This window comes from Conexibacter sp. CPCC 205762 (assembly GCF_030646155.1).
Classification (GTDB): Bacteria; Actinomycetota; Thermoleophilia; order Solirubrobacterales; family Solirubrobacteraceae; genus Conexibacter.
Genome location: NZ_JAUTDN010000020.1, coordinates 33,141 through 47,612, shown reverse-complemented (window position 1 = coordinate 47,612; position 14,472 = coordinate 33,141). Strand labels below are relative to the sequence as shown.

The 14,472-nt window shown below is 71.0% G+C and carries 11 protein-coding genes and 1 tRNA gene; 7 read left to right on the top strand and 5 right to left on the bottom strand.

Annotated elements, in window-relative coordinates; translation table 11 throughout:
• Positions 1-67 precede the first annotated feature (67 nt).
• The 5 genes from Q7L73_RS16250 to Q7L73_RS16230 all read left to right on the top strand — a co-directional run bounded on the left by Q7L73_RS16250 (position 68) and on the right by Q7L73_RS16230 (position 4,681).
• A tRNA-Arg gene (locus Q7L73_RS16250) sits at positions 68-140 on the top strand.
• Positions 141-192: 52 nt separating this feature from the next.
• Positions 193-1,911 (top strand): arginine--tRNA ligase, encoded by a 1,719-nt coding sequence (argS, locus tag Q7L73_RS16245; protein WP_304690790.1) that lies wholly within the window; start codon positions 193-195, stop codon positions 1,909-1,911.
• A gap of 24 nt (positions 1,912-1,935) precedes the next feature.
• The gene (locus Q7L73_RS16240) at positions 1,936-2,685 is read left to right on the top strand and encodes a bifunctional 2-polyprenyl-6-hydroxyphenol methylase/3-demethylubiquinol 3-O-methyltransferase UbiG (protein WP_304690791.1); all 750 of its coding nucleotides are present in this window, start codon (positions 1,936-1,938) and stop codon (positions 2,683-2,685) included.
• The gene (locus Q7L73_RS16235; RefSeq protein ID WP_304690792.1) at positions 2,682-3,416 is read left to right on the top strand and encodes a bifunctional 2-polyprenyl-6-hydroxyphenol methylase/3-demethylubiquinol 3-O-methyltransferase UbiG; all 735 of its coding nucleotides are present in this window, start codon (positions 2,682-2,684) and stop codon (positions 3,414-3,416) included. The genes Q7L73_RS16240 and Q7L73_RS16235 overlap by 4 nt, the downstream gene beginning before the upstream one ends.
• Positions 3,413-4,681, top strand: a complete 1,269-nt coding sequence (locus tag Q7L73_RS16230; RefSeq protein WP_304690793.1) for a hypothetical protein — start codon at positions 3,413-3,415, stop codon at positions 4,679-4,681. Before Q7L73_RS16235 ends, Q7L73_RS16230 begins: the two co-directional genes overlap by 4 nt.
• A gap of 170 nt (positions 4,682-4,851) precedes the next feature.
• On the opposite strand, the gene Q7L73_RS16225 is transcribed toward Q7L73_RS16230, so the two are convergent.
• On the bottom strand, positions 4,852-6,198 hold the full coding sequence (locus Q7L73_RS16225) for a hypothetical protein (protein ID WP_304690794.1): 1,347 nt from the start codon (positions 6,196-6,198) through the stop codon (positions 4,852-4,854).
• A 335-nt stretch (positions 6,199-6,533) separates the two neighbouring features.
• Complete coding sequence (locus tag Q7L73_RS16220) at positions 6,534-7,712, bottom strand: Fic family protein (protein ID WP_304690795.1); 1,179 nt, start codon at positions 7,710-7,712, stop codon at positions 6,534-6,536.
• Positions 7,713-7,779: 67 nt separating this feature from the next.
• On the opposite strand from Q7L73_RS16220, the gene nucS reads away from it, so the two are divergent.
• Positions 7,780-8,451, top strand: coding sequence for an endonuclease NucS (gene nucS, locus Q7L73_RS16215; RefSeq protein ID WP_304690796.1), 672 nt, complete (start codon positions 7,780-7,782; stop codon positions 8,449-8,451).
• Here nucS and Q7L73_RS16210 read toward each other — a convergent pair.
• Positions 8,448-8,873 carry a secondary thiamine-phosphate synthase enzyme YjbQ gene (locus Q7L73_RS16210; RefSeq protein WP_304690797.1) on the bottom strand — a complete coding sequence of 142 codons (426 nt, stop codon included), beginning with the start codon at positions 8,871-8,873 and terminating at the stop codon, positions 8,448-8,450. The two genes, nucS and Q7L73_RS16210, sit on opposite strands and share 4 nt — an antisense overlap.
• A gap of 18 nt (positions 8,874-8,891) precedes the next feature.
• On the bottom strand, positions 8,892-9,173 hold the full coding sequence (locus tag Q7L73_RS16205; protein WP_304690798.1) for an MGMT family protein: 282 nt from the start codon (positions 9,171-9,173) through the stop codon (positions 8,892-8,894).
• Positions 9,174-9,423: 250 nt separating this feature from the next.
• On the opposite strand from Q7L73_RS16205, the gene Q7L73_RS16200 reads away from it, so the two are divergent.
• The gene (locus Q7L73_RS16200) at positions 9,424-10,149 is read left to right on the top strand and encodes a hypothetical protein (RefSeq protein WP_304690799.1); all 726 of its coding nucleotides are present in this window, start codon (positions 9,424-9,426) and stop codon (positions 10,147-10,149) included.
• 9 nt (positions 10,150-10,158) lie between these two features.
• On the opposite strand, the gene Q7L73_RS16195 is transcribed toward Q7L73_RS16200, so the two are convergent.
• Positions 10,159-14,397, bottom strand: a complete 4,239-nt coding sequence (locus tag Q7L73_RS16195; RefSeq protein WP_370552394.1) for a multifunctional oxoglutarate decarboxylase/oxoglutarate dehydrogenase thiamine pyrophosphate-binding subunit/dihydrolipoyllysine-residue succinyltransferase subunit — start codon at positions 14,395-14,397, stop codon at positions 10,159-10,161.
• Positions 14,398-14,472 lie beyond the last annotated feature (75 nt).

The following is a 14,472-nucleotide window of genomic DNA, read 5'->3' as shown; positions in this document are numbered from 1 at the left end:
CGCGACTCCTCTAGACTCATCTGAGCTTGGCGAGTGCCCCCGCGCGGTGTTGTCGCCAGGAATACATGCGGGAGTAGCTCAATTGGTAGAGCACCGGCCTTCTAAGCCGATGGTTGCGGGTTCGAGCCCCGTCTCCCGTGCTTCTGACGGTCCCGGCACCCGCCGGGTCCGCGGAGGGGGAACCCACTCGTCATGAGCGACCAGCCGCATCTGCGCGCCGACAACCTGCTCGACGCCGTCGAGGCGACGCTGCGCGCCGTCGACGCCGACGCCTTCCGCGTCGTCCCGAACCTCAGACAGGAGGATCGGACCGACGTCGGCGCGATCACGCGCGACCGCGACAAGGCACCGCAGGCGCTCGCCGCGCTGCAGGCCGATCCCGCCGTCGCGGAGGCCGAGCAGGAGCAGCAGCGCTTCCTGCTGCGGCTCGACGACGCCCGCATCGCCGAGGCCGGCGCCGGCCTCGAGGCCGGCCGCTTCAGCGGCATGGAGACCGGCGACCTGCGCGCCGGCGAGCGCGCGATCATCGACTTCTGCGACCCCAACGCGACGAAGGCGCTGCACGTCGGCCACCTGCGCAACATCGCGCTCGGGCAGGCCGTCACGAGCGCGCTGAGAGTCGCCGGCGCGCAGGTCGAGCGCCAGAGCCACATCGGCGACGCCGGCCGCTCGATGGGCGAGGCGATGGCCGGCTACGAGCGCTACGCGGCGCCCGGCACGCCTGAGCAGGCCGGCCGCAAGAGCGACCAGTTCGTCGGCGACCTCTACGCCCGCTACGCGCGCGAGGAGGGCCCGGTCGCCGACGTCGCCGACGAGGACGCCCCGGTCGCGCGCGACCTCGACGAGCGCCACGACCTCGCGCAGCAGCTGCTGACCGGCGTCGAGCAGGACGAGCCGGAGGCGACCGCGCTGTGGAAGCGCGTGCGCGACTGGGCGGTCGCCGGCCAGAACGAGACGCTCGACCGGCTCGGCGTCCAGTTCGAGCGGATCCTCTACGACTCCGATCGCACGCGGAAGACCGCCGAGGTCGCGCGCCTCGGGATCGAGCGCGGCGTCTTCGTCAGAGAGGAGCGCGGCACCGTCGCCTACTACACCGGCGACGACTCCTACCCGGTGATGCCGCTGACGCGCGCCGACGGCTTCCCGACCCACCACCTGCGGGTCGTCGCGATGTGGCGCGACATGATGATCGACGAGGAGGGGTCGCAGCTGATCCACCTCTCCGGCGACGAGTGGGCCGCCCACGTCGCGCACGTCGAGGAGCTGCTGGGGAGGCTCGAGCCGGCGTTGCCGGTGCTGCCCTCGCGCCACGTCCTGCACGGGATGGTCTCGACCGAGATCGGCGGCGAGCTGTCGTCCTCGAAGGGCAACGCGCTGCTCGTCGACGAGCTGCTGGACGAGCTGGTCGCGCGCCCCGAGCTGACCGCGCTCGTGCGCGAGCAGCCGCTGCTGGCGCCCGACGACCTGCTCGCGATCGTCGTGCTCGGCTACTGCCTCGACAAGCCGGTCGTGAAGGGCCTGACCCTGCCGCCGGCCGAGCGCCTCGTCGACCCGGAGCACAACAGCGCCTTCCGCATCGCGCAGGCGTGGGCGAAGGCGTGGGATCCCGCCAACGACGGCGCCCCGGATCCCGACCCGGCCGACTCCGACTACCGCCACATCGTCCTGCAGGCGCAGGTCCACCGCCGCAACCTGGCGGTCGCGCTGGAGGCGTTCGACCTGCTCAAGTACTACCGCTACGTCGCGCACCTGAGCGACTGGTACCTGGAGCGCGAAGCCGCGCCGCGCGTCGGCCGCGTCATGCGCGCACTGCTCTCCTGCGGCCTCGGCACGCTCGGGCTCGTGCGCGCCGGCGCCGAGGCGGCCCGCGCAGAGACGGTCCGCCGCGCCGAGGCGGCAGCGATCACCTAGCGCAAGCAACCCACGAGGACTGCCATGACCGACCAGACACCGTCCGACGAGCACGTCCTCAACGAGGTCGACACCTACGGGCCGGCCTACATGAAGATCGCCGAGCGGCTCGGCGGCTACGACAGCACCTCCGAGGACGCCGCGGCGCTCGTCAGATTCCTCGGCTGGGCGCCGGGCACGACCGTCGTCGACGCCGGCTGCGGCTTCGGCCGCTACTGCGCCGCGCTCGCCGAGCAGGGGATGGAGGCGACCGGGATCGACATCTCGCCGGCGGCGATCGCCGAGGCGGAGAAGCGCAGCCCCGGCCCGCGCTACATCGTCGCCGACCTGACGCAGCCGCTGCCCGCCGGGATCGGCCCGTTCGACGTCGTCGTCAACCTCTACTCGTCGTTCGGCTACGGCGCGACCGAGGCCGAGGACCTCGACATGCTGCGCGCCTTCCGCGCGATGGTGAAGGACGGCGGCCAGATCGTCATGCAGCTGTCCGATCTCGAGCGCTCGCGCTTCCGTCTCAGAACCGACGAGGGCGTCGTCGTGCGCGACACCAACGGCGTGATCGAGACGCTCGACGTCGACTTCTCGACCGGCAGACTGCACGTCAGATACGAGCTCGACGGCGATGTCGTCCACTCGCGCATCCGCATGTACGAGAAGGAGGACCTCCAGCGCATGGTCGAAGCGGTCGGCTTCAGAGACGTGCGGCTGTACGGCGACTTCGACGGCTCGCCGAAGAAGCCCGAGGACCGGCTCGTGCTGGTGGGGACGGCGGCATGAGCGACGAGGTCGAGAACCTCAACGAGCTGGACGCGTTCGGCGCCGCCTTCATCGCGATGTCGGACAAGCTCGGCCGCTATGAGGAGACCGAGCAGGAGTGCCGCGAGATCGCGACGCTGCTGTCGCTGGCGCCGGGCGCGCGCGTGCTCGACGCCGGCTGCGGCTTCGGCCGTTCGGTCGGCGCGCTGTCGAGACTCGGCTACGACGCCGTCGGCGTCGACATCTCGCCGGCCGTGATCGGCGAGGCGGAGCGACGCAACCCCGGTCCGAGCTACCTCGTCCACGATCTGACGAGACCGCTGCCTGCCGAGGTGGAGCGGTTCGACGCGATCGTCAACCTCTACTCGTCGTTCGGCTACGGCGTCACGAGAGCGGACGACCAGCTCGTGCTCGACACCTGGCACGCGGCGCTGAAGCCCGGCGGCAAGCTCGTGATGGAGCTGTCCGACATCGAGCGCACGCTCCACCGCCTCGGCCCGCTCGGCACCGTCGTCGACCGCGAGGACAACGGCGTCCACGAGCACCTCTACGTCGATCCCGAGACGAGAGTCCTGCATGTCACCTATACGGCGGAGGGCAGATCGATCGAGGTCGAGACGCGCTACTACACCGCCGAGGAGCTGCAGGCGATGGTCGAGCAGGCCGGGTTCTCCGAGGTCGCCCGCTACGGCGGCTTCGACGGCCACCCGAAGCAGCCCGACGACCGCCTCGTCCTGGTCGCCACCGCATGAGCAACGACACCAGCAGACGCGTCGCGGTCGTCGTCGACGCCTACTCGACCGGCGCCAGACTGGCGCCCCGCTTCATCGCCGAGGGGCTCGACGTCGTCCACGTGCAGAGCAACCCGAACGAGTCGCCGTTCTACATCGAGCGGCTGCGGACGCAGGACTTCCTCGAGAACGTCGTCCACCAGGGCGACCTCGCCGCGACCGCCGCGGCGGTCGCCAGATACGACCCGGCCTTCGTCGTCGTCGGCTCCGAGCCGGGCGTGCGCCTCAGCGACGCGCTCAGCGAGAAGCTCGGCCTGCCCTCCAACGGCACCGCCCAGAGCGAGGCGCGCCGCGACAAGTCCGTGATGGCCGCGGCCGTCCGCGCCGCCGGCCTGCGCGCCGTGCAGGAGCTGAAGACCGGCGACGTCGAGGAGGCGATCGCCTGGGCCTCGGAGCGGGGCGACTGGCCGGTCGTCGTCAAGCCGCTCGACTCCGCCGGCACCGACGGCGTCTCGCTGTGCGAGGACGCCGACGCGATCCGCACGGCCTTCACCGACGTGCTTGGCCGCCCCAACGCGCTGCAGGGCGCGAACGAGCAGCTGCTCGTGCAGGAGCTGCTGCGCGGCACGCAGCTGTTCTGCGACTCGGTCTCGTGGGACGGCGTCCACCACGTCTCCGAGGTCTGGCGCGACACGAAGATCCGCATCCAGGGCAACCTCGCCTACGACTTCGAGGAGCTGCTCGCCTACCGCGGCCCGCAGCAGGACCTCGTCGTGCCGTACGTGAAGGACGTGCTCGACGCGCTCGGGATCAAGTACGGCCCGGCCCACACCGAGGTGATGCTGACGGCCGACGGCCCGGTGCTGGTCGAGTCCGGCGCGCGCCTGCACGGCTCGATCCGCGACGACGTGATCGACCGCTGCACTCCCTCGCACGTGACCGTCACCGTCGACGCCTACCTGCGCCCGGAGTCGGTCGCCGAGCGCGCGAAGAAGCCGTACGAGCTGAAGAACGCCTCGCGCTGCGTGATGCTGATCTCGCACCAGGGCGGCAGTGTGATCTCCGACGCCGGCATGCGCGAGGTCGAGGCGCTGCCGTCGTACGCCGGCTCGATCTCGATGGCCCAGCCGGGCGAGCAGATCACGCCGACGATCGACCTCTTCTCCTGCCCCGGCATCGTCTACCTGGTCGACCCCGACCGCGACGTGCTGAAGCGCGACTACGACCGCCTGCGCGAGATCGAGCGGACGAGAGGTATCTTCGAGGTCTCCCCGATCGTCGCCTAGCGTCGCCTCGCCGCGCCTGGCGGCGTCCTCGGTCGCTCATGTGCTGGGCGCACACCGCGCTCCCTGCGTCCTTGCCAGGCACGACGATCCTTCCGCTACGCGACGATCGGTCGCGGCACAAAAAGGGCCCGCTTTCGCGGGCCCTTTGCCATTTCTATGTGGCCTGCGGCCTAGAGGTACGCGAGCGAGGTCGGGATGCCGGCGAGCTCGTCGCGGATCTTGCGGACCGTCGGGGCGATCGGGGAGTCCTCGCGCCAGCCGTACTGGTCGAGGATCGCCTGCACGTTCTCCTTCGCCGGCGCGGAGACGACCTCGCGCTCGAGCGTCGCGCAGAGGGCGTGGACGCCCTCGATGACGCGGGCGGTCTCCCACGTGACGGTGCCGTCCTCGGCGACGTCGATGTAGCCGTTGCCGGCGAGGAAGCTCAGCTCGACGCAGGCGGCGCCGGCGTCGCTCCAGTTCCACGGGCCGCGGCGCAGGTAGTGGAGCGCCTCGGCGATGTAGACGGCGGCGAGGTCGTCGGCCGTGCAGCCGGCGAGGTCGAGCCATGTCTGCGTGAACGACATCGCGGTGCCGAAGGCGTCCGCTATCGCCTCCTGCAGCGAGTACCACGGCTCGTGGCCGACGTCCTTGGGGCCGACCTTGCCGGCGCGCGGGGTCGTGACGGCGTGGGCGATGTCGTGGCCGCGCATCCAGGTGATCAGGACCGACGGGATGTCGACGTCGTCGCCCGGCTTGTGGCCGTTGAGGAGGCGGTCGCCGAGCACCTTCGAGATGTGCTCGTAGCGGAGGCCGTAGACGTTCCGCATCAGGATCGTCTTGTTCGACTGCTCGCCGAAGCCGGCGCCCTCGTCCTCCGGCAGGAAGTAGCAGAAGTGCTTCGGGAAGGCGTTCGACTCGCCGCCCATCGTGATCAGATCGGTGATCTGCATCGCGAACGGGGAGTCGGCCGTCACGTCGCTCGTCTTCGTGTAGCCGTTGACCTCTTCGAGGACGGCGTCCGAGGAGGCGTCGAGCCCGGCGATCAGCTCGTTGCCCTGCTCGTGGGCGGCGGTGACGATCACCGAGTGCAGCGGCGTGCGCGTCTTGTTGCGGAAGGTGCAGACCGGCGAGGCGATGATCGACAGCTCCTGGGCATCGATCAGCGCGGCCTCGGTGTTGGCGATGTCGGTGTCGTGCTTGAGCTCGCGCAGCGCGGCGGCGCGGCGGCGGATCAGCTCCGCCTGCTCGGGCGAGACAGGATCGCTGTCGGCGAGCTCGTCCATCAGGTCGGCCGAGAGGCCGGCGATGACGCGGGCGTGCGCCTCGTTGGTGAAGCCGCCGTCGAGCGCCTGCAGCGAGCGGAGCGCGTCGCCGAGGGCGGACAGCTGACGCAGCTGCGGCAGCAGCGGCTCGACGTTGGCCGTGATCGCCGGGGCGAGATCGACCGCGGTGATCGTGTGGTTGTCGCGCTCCGGCCAGATCAGCGGGGCGGGCGAGACGACGGCGGTCGAGGCGCTGGAAGCAGTGGCAGACATGAGAACAGTGATCTCCTGAGAGTCGAAACTTGAAGCTGACAGTGATGCGCCTTCGCTCGCTTGGCCTTTCAGCCTTCCGCTGCGAGCGCGGCGCGGTACATCACGAGTTGAGCGAGACGAGCGTGCGTCTTCGAGACGAGACGTAGAGCCGTCTTCGAGTCTCGATGCGGTGCGCGCTCTGGCGCTCGGTGTCAGCGGTGGTGATCACAGTCACTAGCGTTGTGTGTTGGGGCGCTTGCCTCGTCCTGCGAAGTTCCCCCGAACCGCAGGCAAGCGCGAAGCCAGTCCATGGTAGAGGAATTTCGTTCGTCAGTGCAAGGATCGGTCACAGCGCTTCACAGATGAGCGCGATCGTGCGCCCTCGCGACGGCGAACGGGTCGAAGGCCTCGCGTGGTGGTCGCGTGGCGCGGATCGCGTCGCGCAGCGCGGTCAGCGGTGGTGCCGCGAGGTAGTAGCGGGCGCGGTTGGCGCCGACTGGTCTCAGCAGTCCGGCGTCGACGAGCGCCTTCAGCTCGCGGCTCGCGGTCAGCTCGGAGATCTCCTCGGCGGCGGTCATCTCGACGGTCGCGCGGTAGCTGGGGTTGCGGATCCGCAACCCGCTCGCCGCGTCGAGCAGCGGACCGGTGGCGCGCTCCGGCAGTCGCCGCTGCTCGACGAGGTCGGCGCACGCGATCCACAGGTGCTCGGTCTCGTTGACGCGCCGCAGGTGGGTCTTCGCCTGACGGTAGTGCGCGGTGAGGCAGAAGCGCAGCCATGGTCGCGTGCTGCGCTCCGGCCGCCAGCGGCCCTGGCCGACCTCCGCGAGCACGTCGTAGTAGGCGCGCGCGTCGCGCCCCAGCTCCTCCTCGATGCTGGACAGCACGGGCGTGACGATCTGCTCGCGCGCGAGCACGAGCGTCTGCAGGCAACGGGCCATGCGGCCGTTGCCGTCGCGGAACGGATGGATCATCACGAGGTTGAGGTGGGTCATCGCGGCGCGCACGAGCGGGGGCTGGTCGTCGCCGCTGAGCCGGTCGAGCATCGCGTCGATCAGCGCCGGCACGCGCTCGGCATCGGGCGCGTGGTAGACCAGCTCGCCACTGCGCTCGTCGTGGACGCCGACGAAGCCGGCCCGCCAACGTCCCGGCCGCATCGCGAGATCGTGTCGCAGCATCATGAAGTGGAGCGCCTTCAACAGACTCGCGTCGATCGTCGCGCTCGGATCCTGCGCGACCTGCAGCACGTAGGTCATCGCATCGCGGTACCCGTGCAGCGCCTGCTCGGTCTCCTCGCTGGCGCTCAGCGTCGGCTCGTCGTCGACGGCGGCCGCGACGTCGTCGAGCGTCGCGAGGTAGCCCTCGATGCTGTTCGACCCCTGCACGGAGTGCGCGAGCGTCATCCGCCGCAGGTTGGCCGTCCAGCGCCGCGGTTCGGCGACGCGGTAGCGCAACTGCACGCGCAGCTCCTCGATCAGCCCCAGCACCTCGTGGTCGAGGTCGGTCAGGGGCGGCGGCTGAAAGACCGGCTCGATCATGACGGATTGAATCTATCAATCGATCGCGACCGCCTCCGTCGAGCGGGGTCGCTACCGTTGCCGACCGATGCGTTTGATCGTCGCCCGCTGCGAGGTTCGTTACACCGGCCGTCTCGATGCGCTGCTGCCGGAGGCGCTGCGGCTGATCATGATCAAGTCCGACGGCTCGGTGCTCGTACACGCCGATCACGGCTCGTACAAGCCGAGCAACTGGATGACGCCGCCGACGACGATCGAGGAGTCGCCGGAGCACATCGTCGTGCGCAAGTTCGCCGGCAAGGACGAGGACCGGCTTGACATCCGCGTCGTCGAGGTGCTCTCCGACGTCACGCACGACATGGGCGAGGCGGCAGCGCTGGAGAAGGACGGCGTCGAGGCCCACCTGCAGGAGCTGCTGGCCGAGCAGCCGCACTGGTGCGGCGAGGGCTTCCGGCTGGTGCGGCGCGAGTGGCCGACCGACATCGGCCCGGTCGACCTGATGTGCCGCGACGAGACCGACGGCTGGATCGCGGTCGAGATCAAGCGCGTCGGCACGATCGACGCCGTCGAGCAGCTGACCCGCTATCTCGAGCGGATCAGACACGACCCGGCGATGGCCGACTGCCGCGGCGTGCTCGCGGCGCAGTCGATCAAGCCGCAGGCGCGCGTGCTCGCCGAGGCGCGCGGGATCGTCTGCGTCGAGGTCGACCTCGCGGTGCTGCGCGGCGAGCGCGAGCCCGATCTGACGCTGTTCGGCTAGCCGGCCTCGCCCTGCGCCGTCGCGACCAGCGAGCGGGGGCCGCCGTGGTCGCGGTGCTCGCACAGGTAGATCCCCTGCCAGGTGCCGAGCGCGAGCCGGCCGGCCGTGATCGGCAGCGTCAGCGAGGGGCCGAGCAGGCTCGCCTTGATGTGGGCGGGCATGTCGTCGGGGCCCTCGGCCGTGTGGGTCCAATAGTGCGCGCGCTCGGGCACCGCCTGGTCGAACCAGGCCTCGAAGTCGCGGCGGACGCTCGGGTCGGCGTTCTCGTTCAGCGCCAGCGAGGCCGAGGTGTGCTGGATGTGGAGGTGCAGCAGGCCGACGTTCAGCCGCTCCAGCTCGGGCAGCGCGGCGGCGACCTCGCGCGTGATCAGGTGGAAGCCGCGCGGGACGGGATCGAGCCGGAAATGCCGTTGGAGCCACATGGGGAGGACGCTAGCGCGTCAAACCGGCAGTCGCGCGGCGCGCATGTCGACGCGCGCGCCGCGGAACGGCACGCCCTCGGCCTCCAGCAGCGCGCGCTGGCGGTCGCCCTTCGCGAGCGAGCCGTCGGCGCGCACGATCCGGTGCCAGGGGACGGGGTCGCCCGCGTCCAGCTCGGACAGGACCGCGCCGGCGACGCGCGGCGCGCCGGGGGAGACGTCGCCGTAGGTGCGCACGAACCCCTCCGGCGTCGCGCGCACGCGCGCGAGGATCCGTTTGGCAGTCTGCTCCGCTTTGCCCATGGCGACAGCCTAATCGGCTATCTCGACCAATCCGGTCGAGAAACGTGCTACGCTGCTCGCGGATGGCAAATAGGGCAAAGCCGACCGGCAATCGAACTAATCGAGGGAGCAGTCCGGGGACAGCCTCGAACGGGGCGTGGTCGGCTGAGGAGCCTGCGGCGGGCGTCGCGATCGGCTCCTGGGGTGTCCGGGGACGCCCCAGCCCTGCCATCCGAACTCTTCCCCCATTCTGTGAACGGAGCGTGCGCGCATGACGCCTGAGCAGACCGTTGCCGGGCGTGACGCCTCCGGCTGTATCGAGCAGTGCGACAACGTCAGCGCGCTGCACGCGCGCGGCGAGGGAGCCGAGACGCGGCTCGTCGGGCTGGTCTCCGTGCCGCACTACCAGGCGGTGCTCGCGCTGCCCGGCAGCGGGATCGGCGAGCCGGCGCAGCTGGCCGGGCGCCGTCTCGGCCTGCCGGCGCGCGACGAGCAGCTCGCCGTCGACGTGCGCCGCGCCGCCGCCAGCCGCGGCTTCCACTCCGCGACCGCGCTCTCCTGCCTCTTCTGCGACGAGTACGACGAGGTCGAGCTGGCAGCGGCCGAGGACGCCGCTCCGTACGCCGCCGAGGCGGCCGCGCTCGCCGACGGCAGCGTCGACGCGATCTACGTCGCCGGGCCTGAAGGCCGCGCCGTCGCGCGGCAGCTCAGCGCCGTCGAGGTCGTCGACCTCGGCCGCCACCTCGATCCGATGGTGCGCGTCAACGCGACGACGCCGCTGGCGGTGACCGTCTCCGAGCGGCTGCTGCGGACGCGTCCGCGGACCGTCGCGCGCCAGCTCGCCGAGCTGCTGCCCGCGGCCCGGCTCGACGCCCGCGCGCTCGACGCGCTGCGGGTGCAGAAGGACTGGCTGCTGACCCACGGCTATCTCGACGCCGACGTCGACGTCACCGCCTGGGCCGACGCCGGGCCGCTCGACGCGGCCCGGGGCCTGTAGCTCCAGCTTCTAGCGCTCGCCCGGCAGCTTGATCGGGTACATCCCGACCGGCCGCTCGAGGTCGAGCGCGGTCTCGACGATGCGGCGCTGCTCGGCCGCGTGCGCGGCGGGGTAGCCCTCCGCCGTCGAGGCCCGCTCGGGACGGCCGATGTAGCCGAATCTGAGGTCGCGCGAGAGGATCTGCATGAGGCGCGGGGACATGTGCGCGCGAGCGCCCATGTTGCGCGGCTCCTCCTGCAGCCAGACGACCTCTCTGAGGTTCGGGTATCTGGCGACCAGCTCGAGGATCTGCGCCTGCGGGAACGGGTACAGCAGCTCGACGCGGCCGACCGCGATCTGCGGCTTGTCCTTGCGCTGCTCGCTGCCGACGAGGTCGTAGTAGACCTTGCCGGTGCAGAGGATCAGGCGCGTCACCTGCTGGTCGTCGACGCGCGGCTCCGCCAGCACCGGGAAGAACTGCGTGTCCGACAGGTGCTCGACGCGGTTGCTCGCCTGCGGCAGGCGCAGCAGCGACTTCGGCGTCATCACGATCAGCGGGCGCTGCTTGGCGATCTTCGCCTGACGGCGCAGCAGGTGGAAGTACTGCGCCGGCGTCGTCGGGTAGGCGACGCGGATGTTGCCCTCGGCCGCGAGCTGGAGGAAGCGCTCCAGGCGCGCGGAGGAGTGCTCCGGGCCCGAGCCCTCGTAGGCGTGCGGCAGCAGCAGCGTCAGACGGCTGCTCTGGCCCCACTTCGCCAGGCCCGAGACGATGAACTGGTCGATGATCACCTGGGCGCCGTTGGCGAAGTCGCCGAACTGGCCCTCCCACAGCACGAGCGTCTCCGGCCCCTCCTGCGAGTAGCCGTACTCGAAGCCCATCGCCGCCATCTCCGACAGCGGAGAGTTGTGCAGCTCCATCGGCGCGAGCGCCTCCGGCAGGTTCTGGATCGGGCAGTACTCCTGCCCGGTCTTCGGGTCGTGCAGCACCATGTGGCGCTGCGAGAAGGTGCCGCGCTCGGCGTCCTGGCCGGTGAGGCGGATCGGCGTGCCCTCCTGCAGCAGCGAGGCGAACGCCAGCTGCTCGGCGTGGGCCCAGGAGATGCCGCCGTCGGCCCCGAGCGCGTCGCGCCGCTGGTCGAGCGAGCGCACCAGCTTGGGGTGGACGGTGAAGCCGTCCGGGACGCGCAGCAGGTCCTCGTTGAGTCTGCGCAGGCGGTCGGCGTCGACCGCGGTGGCGACCTCGGGCGAGGGCGTGCGGTCGAGCTTGTACTCGCCGGTGCCCTGCTCGACCGGGGTGGCGGCCGCGAGGCGCGCCTTCAGCTCCTGGTGGTCCTCGGTCAGCCGCTGCCAGATCTCGTTCGTGATCGCGTCGACCTCGTCCTGCGAGACGACCCCGGCCTCGACGAGCTGCCTGCTGTACAGCTGCGGCAGCGTCGGGTGTCTTCTGATCGTCAGGTACATCTCCGGCTGCGTGTACGCCGGCTCGTCGGCCTCGTTGTGGCCGAAGCGGCGGTAGCCGATCAGGTCGATCACGACGTCGTGACCGAACTCCTGGCGGTACGCGTGCGCCAGCCGCGTCGCGGAGACGCAGGCCGCCACGTCGTCGGCGTTGACGTGGATGATCGGCACGTCGAAGCCCTTGGCCATGTCCGACGCCCAGCGGGTCGAGCGGGAGTCGTCCGGGTCGGTCGTGAAGCCGACCTGGTTGTTCTGGATCAGGTGGATCGTGCCGCCGACGGTGTAGCCGTCGAGCGCCTGCAGGTTGAACGTCTCCGCGACGATGCCCTGGCCCGGGAAGGCCGCGTCGCCGTGCAGGACGATCGGGAAGGCGGCGTTCGTGTCCTGGTGCGCGTGCGGGCCCTGACGGGTCGTCTGGGCCGCGCGCGTGGCGCCGGTCGCGACCGGCGCGACGAACTCCAGGTGCGACGGGTTCGACTCCAGCCGGACGACGATCTCCTCGCCGCCCGCGACCTCGAACGAGCCGCGCGCGCCGTGGTGGTACTTGACGTCGCCGGTGCCGCCGTCGGGGATCGAGGTGATCACGTCGAGCGTCGAGACGCCCTCGAACTCGGCGAAGATCGAGCCGTAGGAGCGGCGCAGGTTGTGCGCGAGCACGTTCAGGCGGCCGCGGTGGGCCATGCCGATCACGACCTCGCGACCGCCGCGCGTGGCGGCGAGGCGCACCAGCTCGTCGATCATCGGGACCGTCATGTCGAGGCCCTCGATCGAGAACTGCTTCTGGCCGAGGTAGGCCTTGTGCATGAAGCGCTCGAACGCGTCGACCGCGATCAGGCGTCTCAGCAGGACCTTCTGCTCGTCGTTGGTGAGCGGCGAGCGGAAGGCGCCGGTCTCGATCTTCTCGCGCAGCCAGACGCGCTGGCGGTGCGAGGCGATGTGCTCGATCTCGTAGGCGATCGAGCCGCAGTAGGTCTCGCGCAGGTGCGGCAGCGCGTCGGCGAAGGTCGCGCCGGGCACGCCCATCCGCATGATCCGCGCCGGCAGCTGCGCCATCAGCTCGGGCGTCAGGCCCAGCGGCTCGGGATCGAGGCCCGAGTCGCCGACCGGCTCGGAGCCGAGCGGGTCCAGCCGCGCGGCGAGGTGGCCGTGCGTGCGGTGGGCCTTCAGCAGCGACACGGCCGCCTGGACGGCCTGCAGCAGCTCCTCGCTCGGGACGCCGTCGCCGGTCGCGGCGGCGGTCGTCGGTGCCGGAGCGGCGGCCGCGGGGGCGGCGAAGTTCGGCTGCGGCTTCGGCGGCAGCGCGGGCAGCGTGACGCCGAGGTCGGCGAAGACCTGCTCGTAGAAGCCGTCCTCGCCCTGCAGGTACAGCTCGATCCGCTGCAGGAAGCGACCCGACTCCGCACCCTGGATGATGCGGTGGTCGTAGGTCGACGTCATCGACATGACCTTCTCGGCGCCGATCAGCTCGCCGATCGCGCCGAGGCCGACCGGGTAGGCGATCGAGCCGGTCGCGATGATCGTGCCCTGGCCGGTCATCAGCCGCGGCACGGAGGCGACGGTGCCGATCCCGCCCGGGTTCGTCAGCGTGACGTTGCCGCCGGTCAGGTCGTCGGCCGTCAGCGTGTTCGTGCGGGCCTTGTCGACGAGCGCGTTGTAGGCGTCGAGGAAGCCCTTGAAGTCGAGCTTGTCCGCGTGTCTGATGACCGGGACCATCAGCGTGCGCGAGCCGTCCTTCTTCTCGACGTCGACGGCGAGGCCGAGGTTGACGCCGCCGTCGTCGATGCGGTTCGGCTTGCCGTCGATCTCGGCGAAGTGGTGCGCCATCACCGGCTGGTCGTGGCCCGCTCTCGCGATCGCGTAGGCGATCAGGTGCGTGAAGGAGACCTTCAGGCCGGCGGCCTTGAGCTGCTTGCGGCGCGCGTCGAGCGTCGTGACGGTGAGCGTGCGGAAGGAGGTCGCCGTCGGGATCGAGCGCGACTCGTCCATGTATCTGGCGAGCATCGCGGCGCCGCCCTTGATGACGGTCGCGCCCGCGGGCGTGGCGGCGGGCGCCGTGCCGTTCTTCGCGCCGTTGCTGCCGCCGTTGGCGGCGGCGAGGACGTCGTCCTTGACGATCCGGCCGGCGCGGCCCGAGCCGGCGACGGCGTCGAGTGCGACGCCGAGCGCGGCGGCCGCGCGACGCGCGACCGGCGAGGCGTTGCCGGACTCGTCGAGCTGACCCGGGGCAGCCTGCGGGGAAGGTCTGGCGGCGGGGGTGGGGGAGCCGCCCGTGGCGACCCCGGCGGACGCGCCGGCGCCGGAGGTCGTCATCCGCGCCAGCACCTGGCCGACGGTGACGGTGTCGCCGGCGGCGACGAGCGTCTCGCTGATCGTGCCGGCGGCGGGGGCCGGCACCTCGGCGTCGACCTTGTCGGTCGAGATCTCGATGACGGTGTCGTCGACGGCGACCGTCTGGCCGGCCTCGACATGCCACTCGAGCACGACGCCTTCGGTGACCGACTCGCCCATCTGCGGCATGACGATCTCGATCGTCTGCGCCTCGGCGGCGTCGCCGGACGGGGCGTCGGCGGCGGGCGCGTCGCCGTTGGAGCCGCTGGGAGCGGCCGCGCCGTCGCCGGGGGCGATCTCGGCGAGGACGGCCCCGACGGTGACCGTGTCACCCTCGGCGGCGAAGATTCTCACGACGGTGCCAGAGGTAGGGGCCGGAACCTCAGCGTCGACCTTGTCGGTCGAGATCTCGACGAGCGTTTCGTCTGCTTCGATCGAGTCGCCCTCAGCCTTGTGCCATTCGAGGACGGTACCTTCCGTCACTGAATCGCCCATCTGGGGCATGACCACCTGGACTGTGGTGTCCACGGACATCTCGTTGTCTGACAATAGCGATTC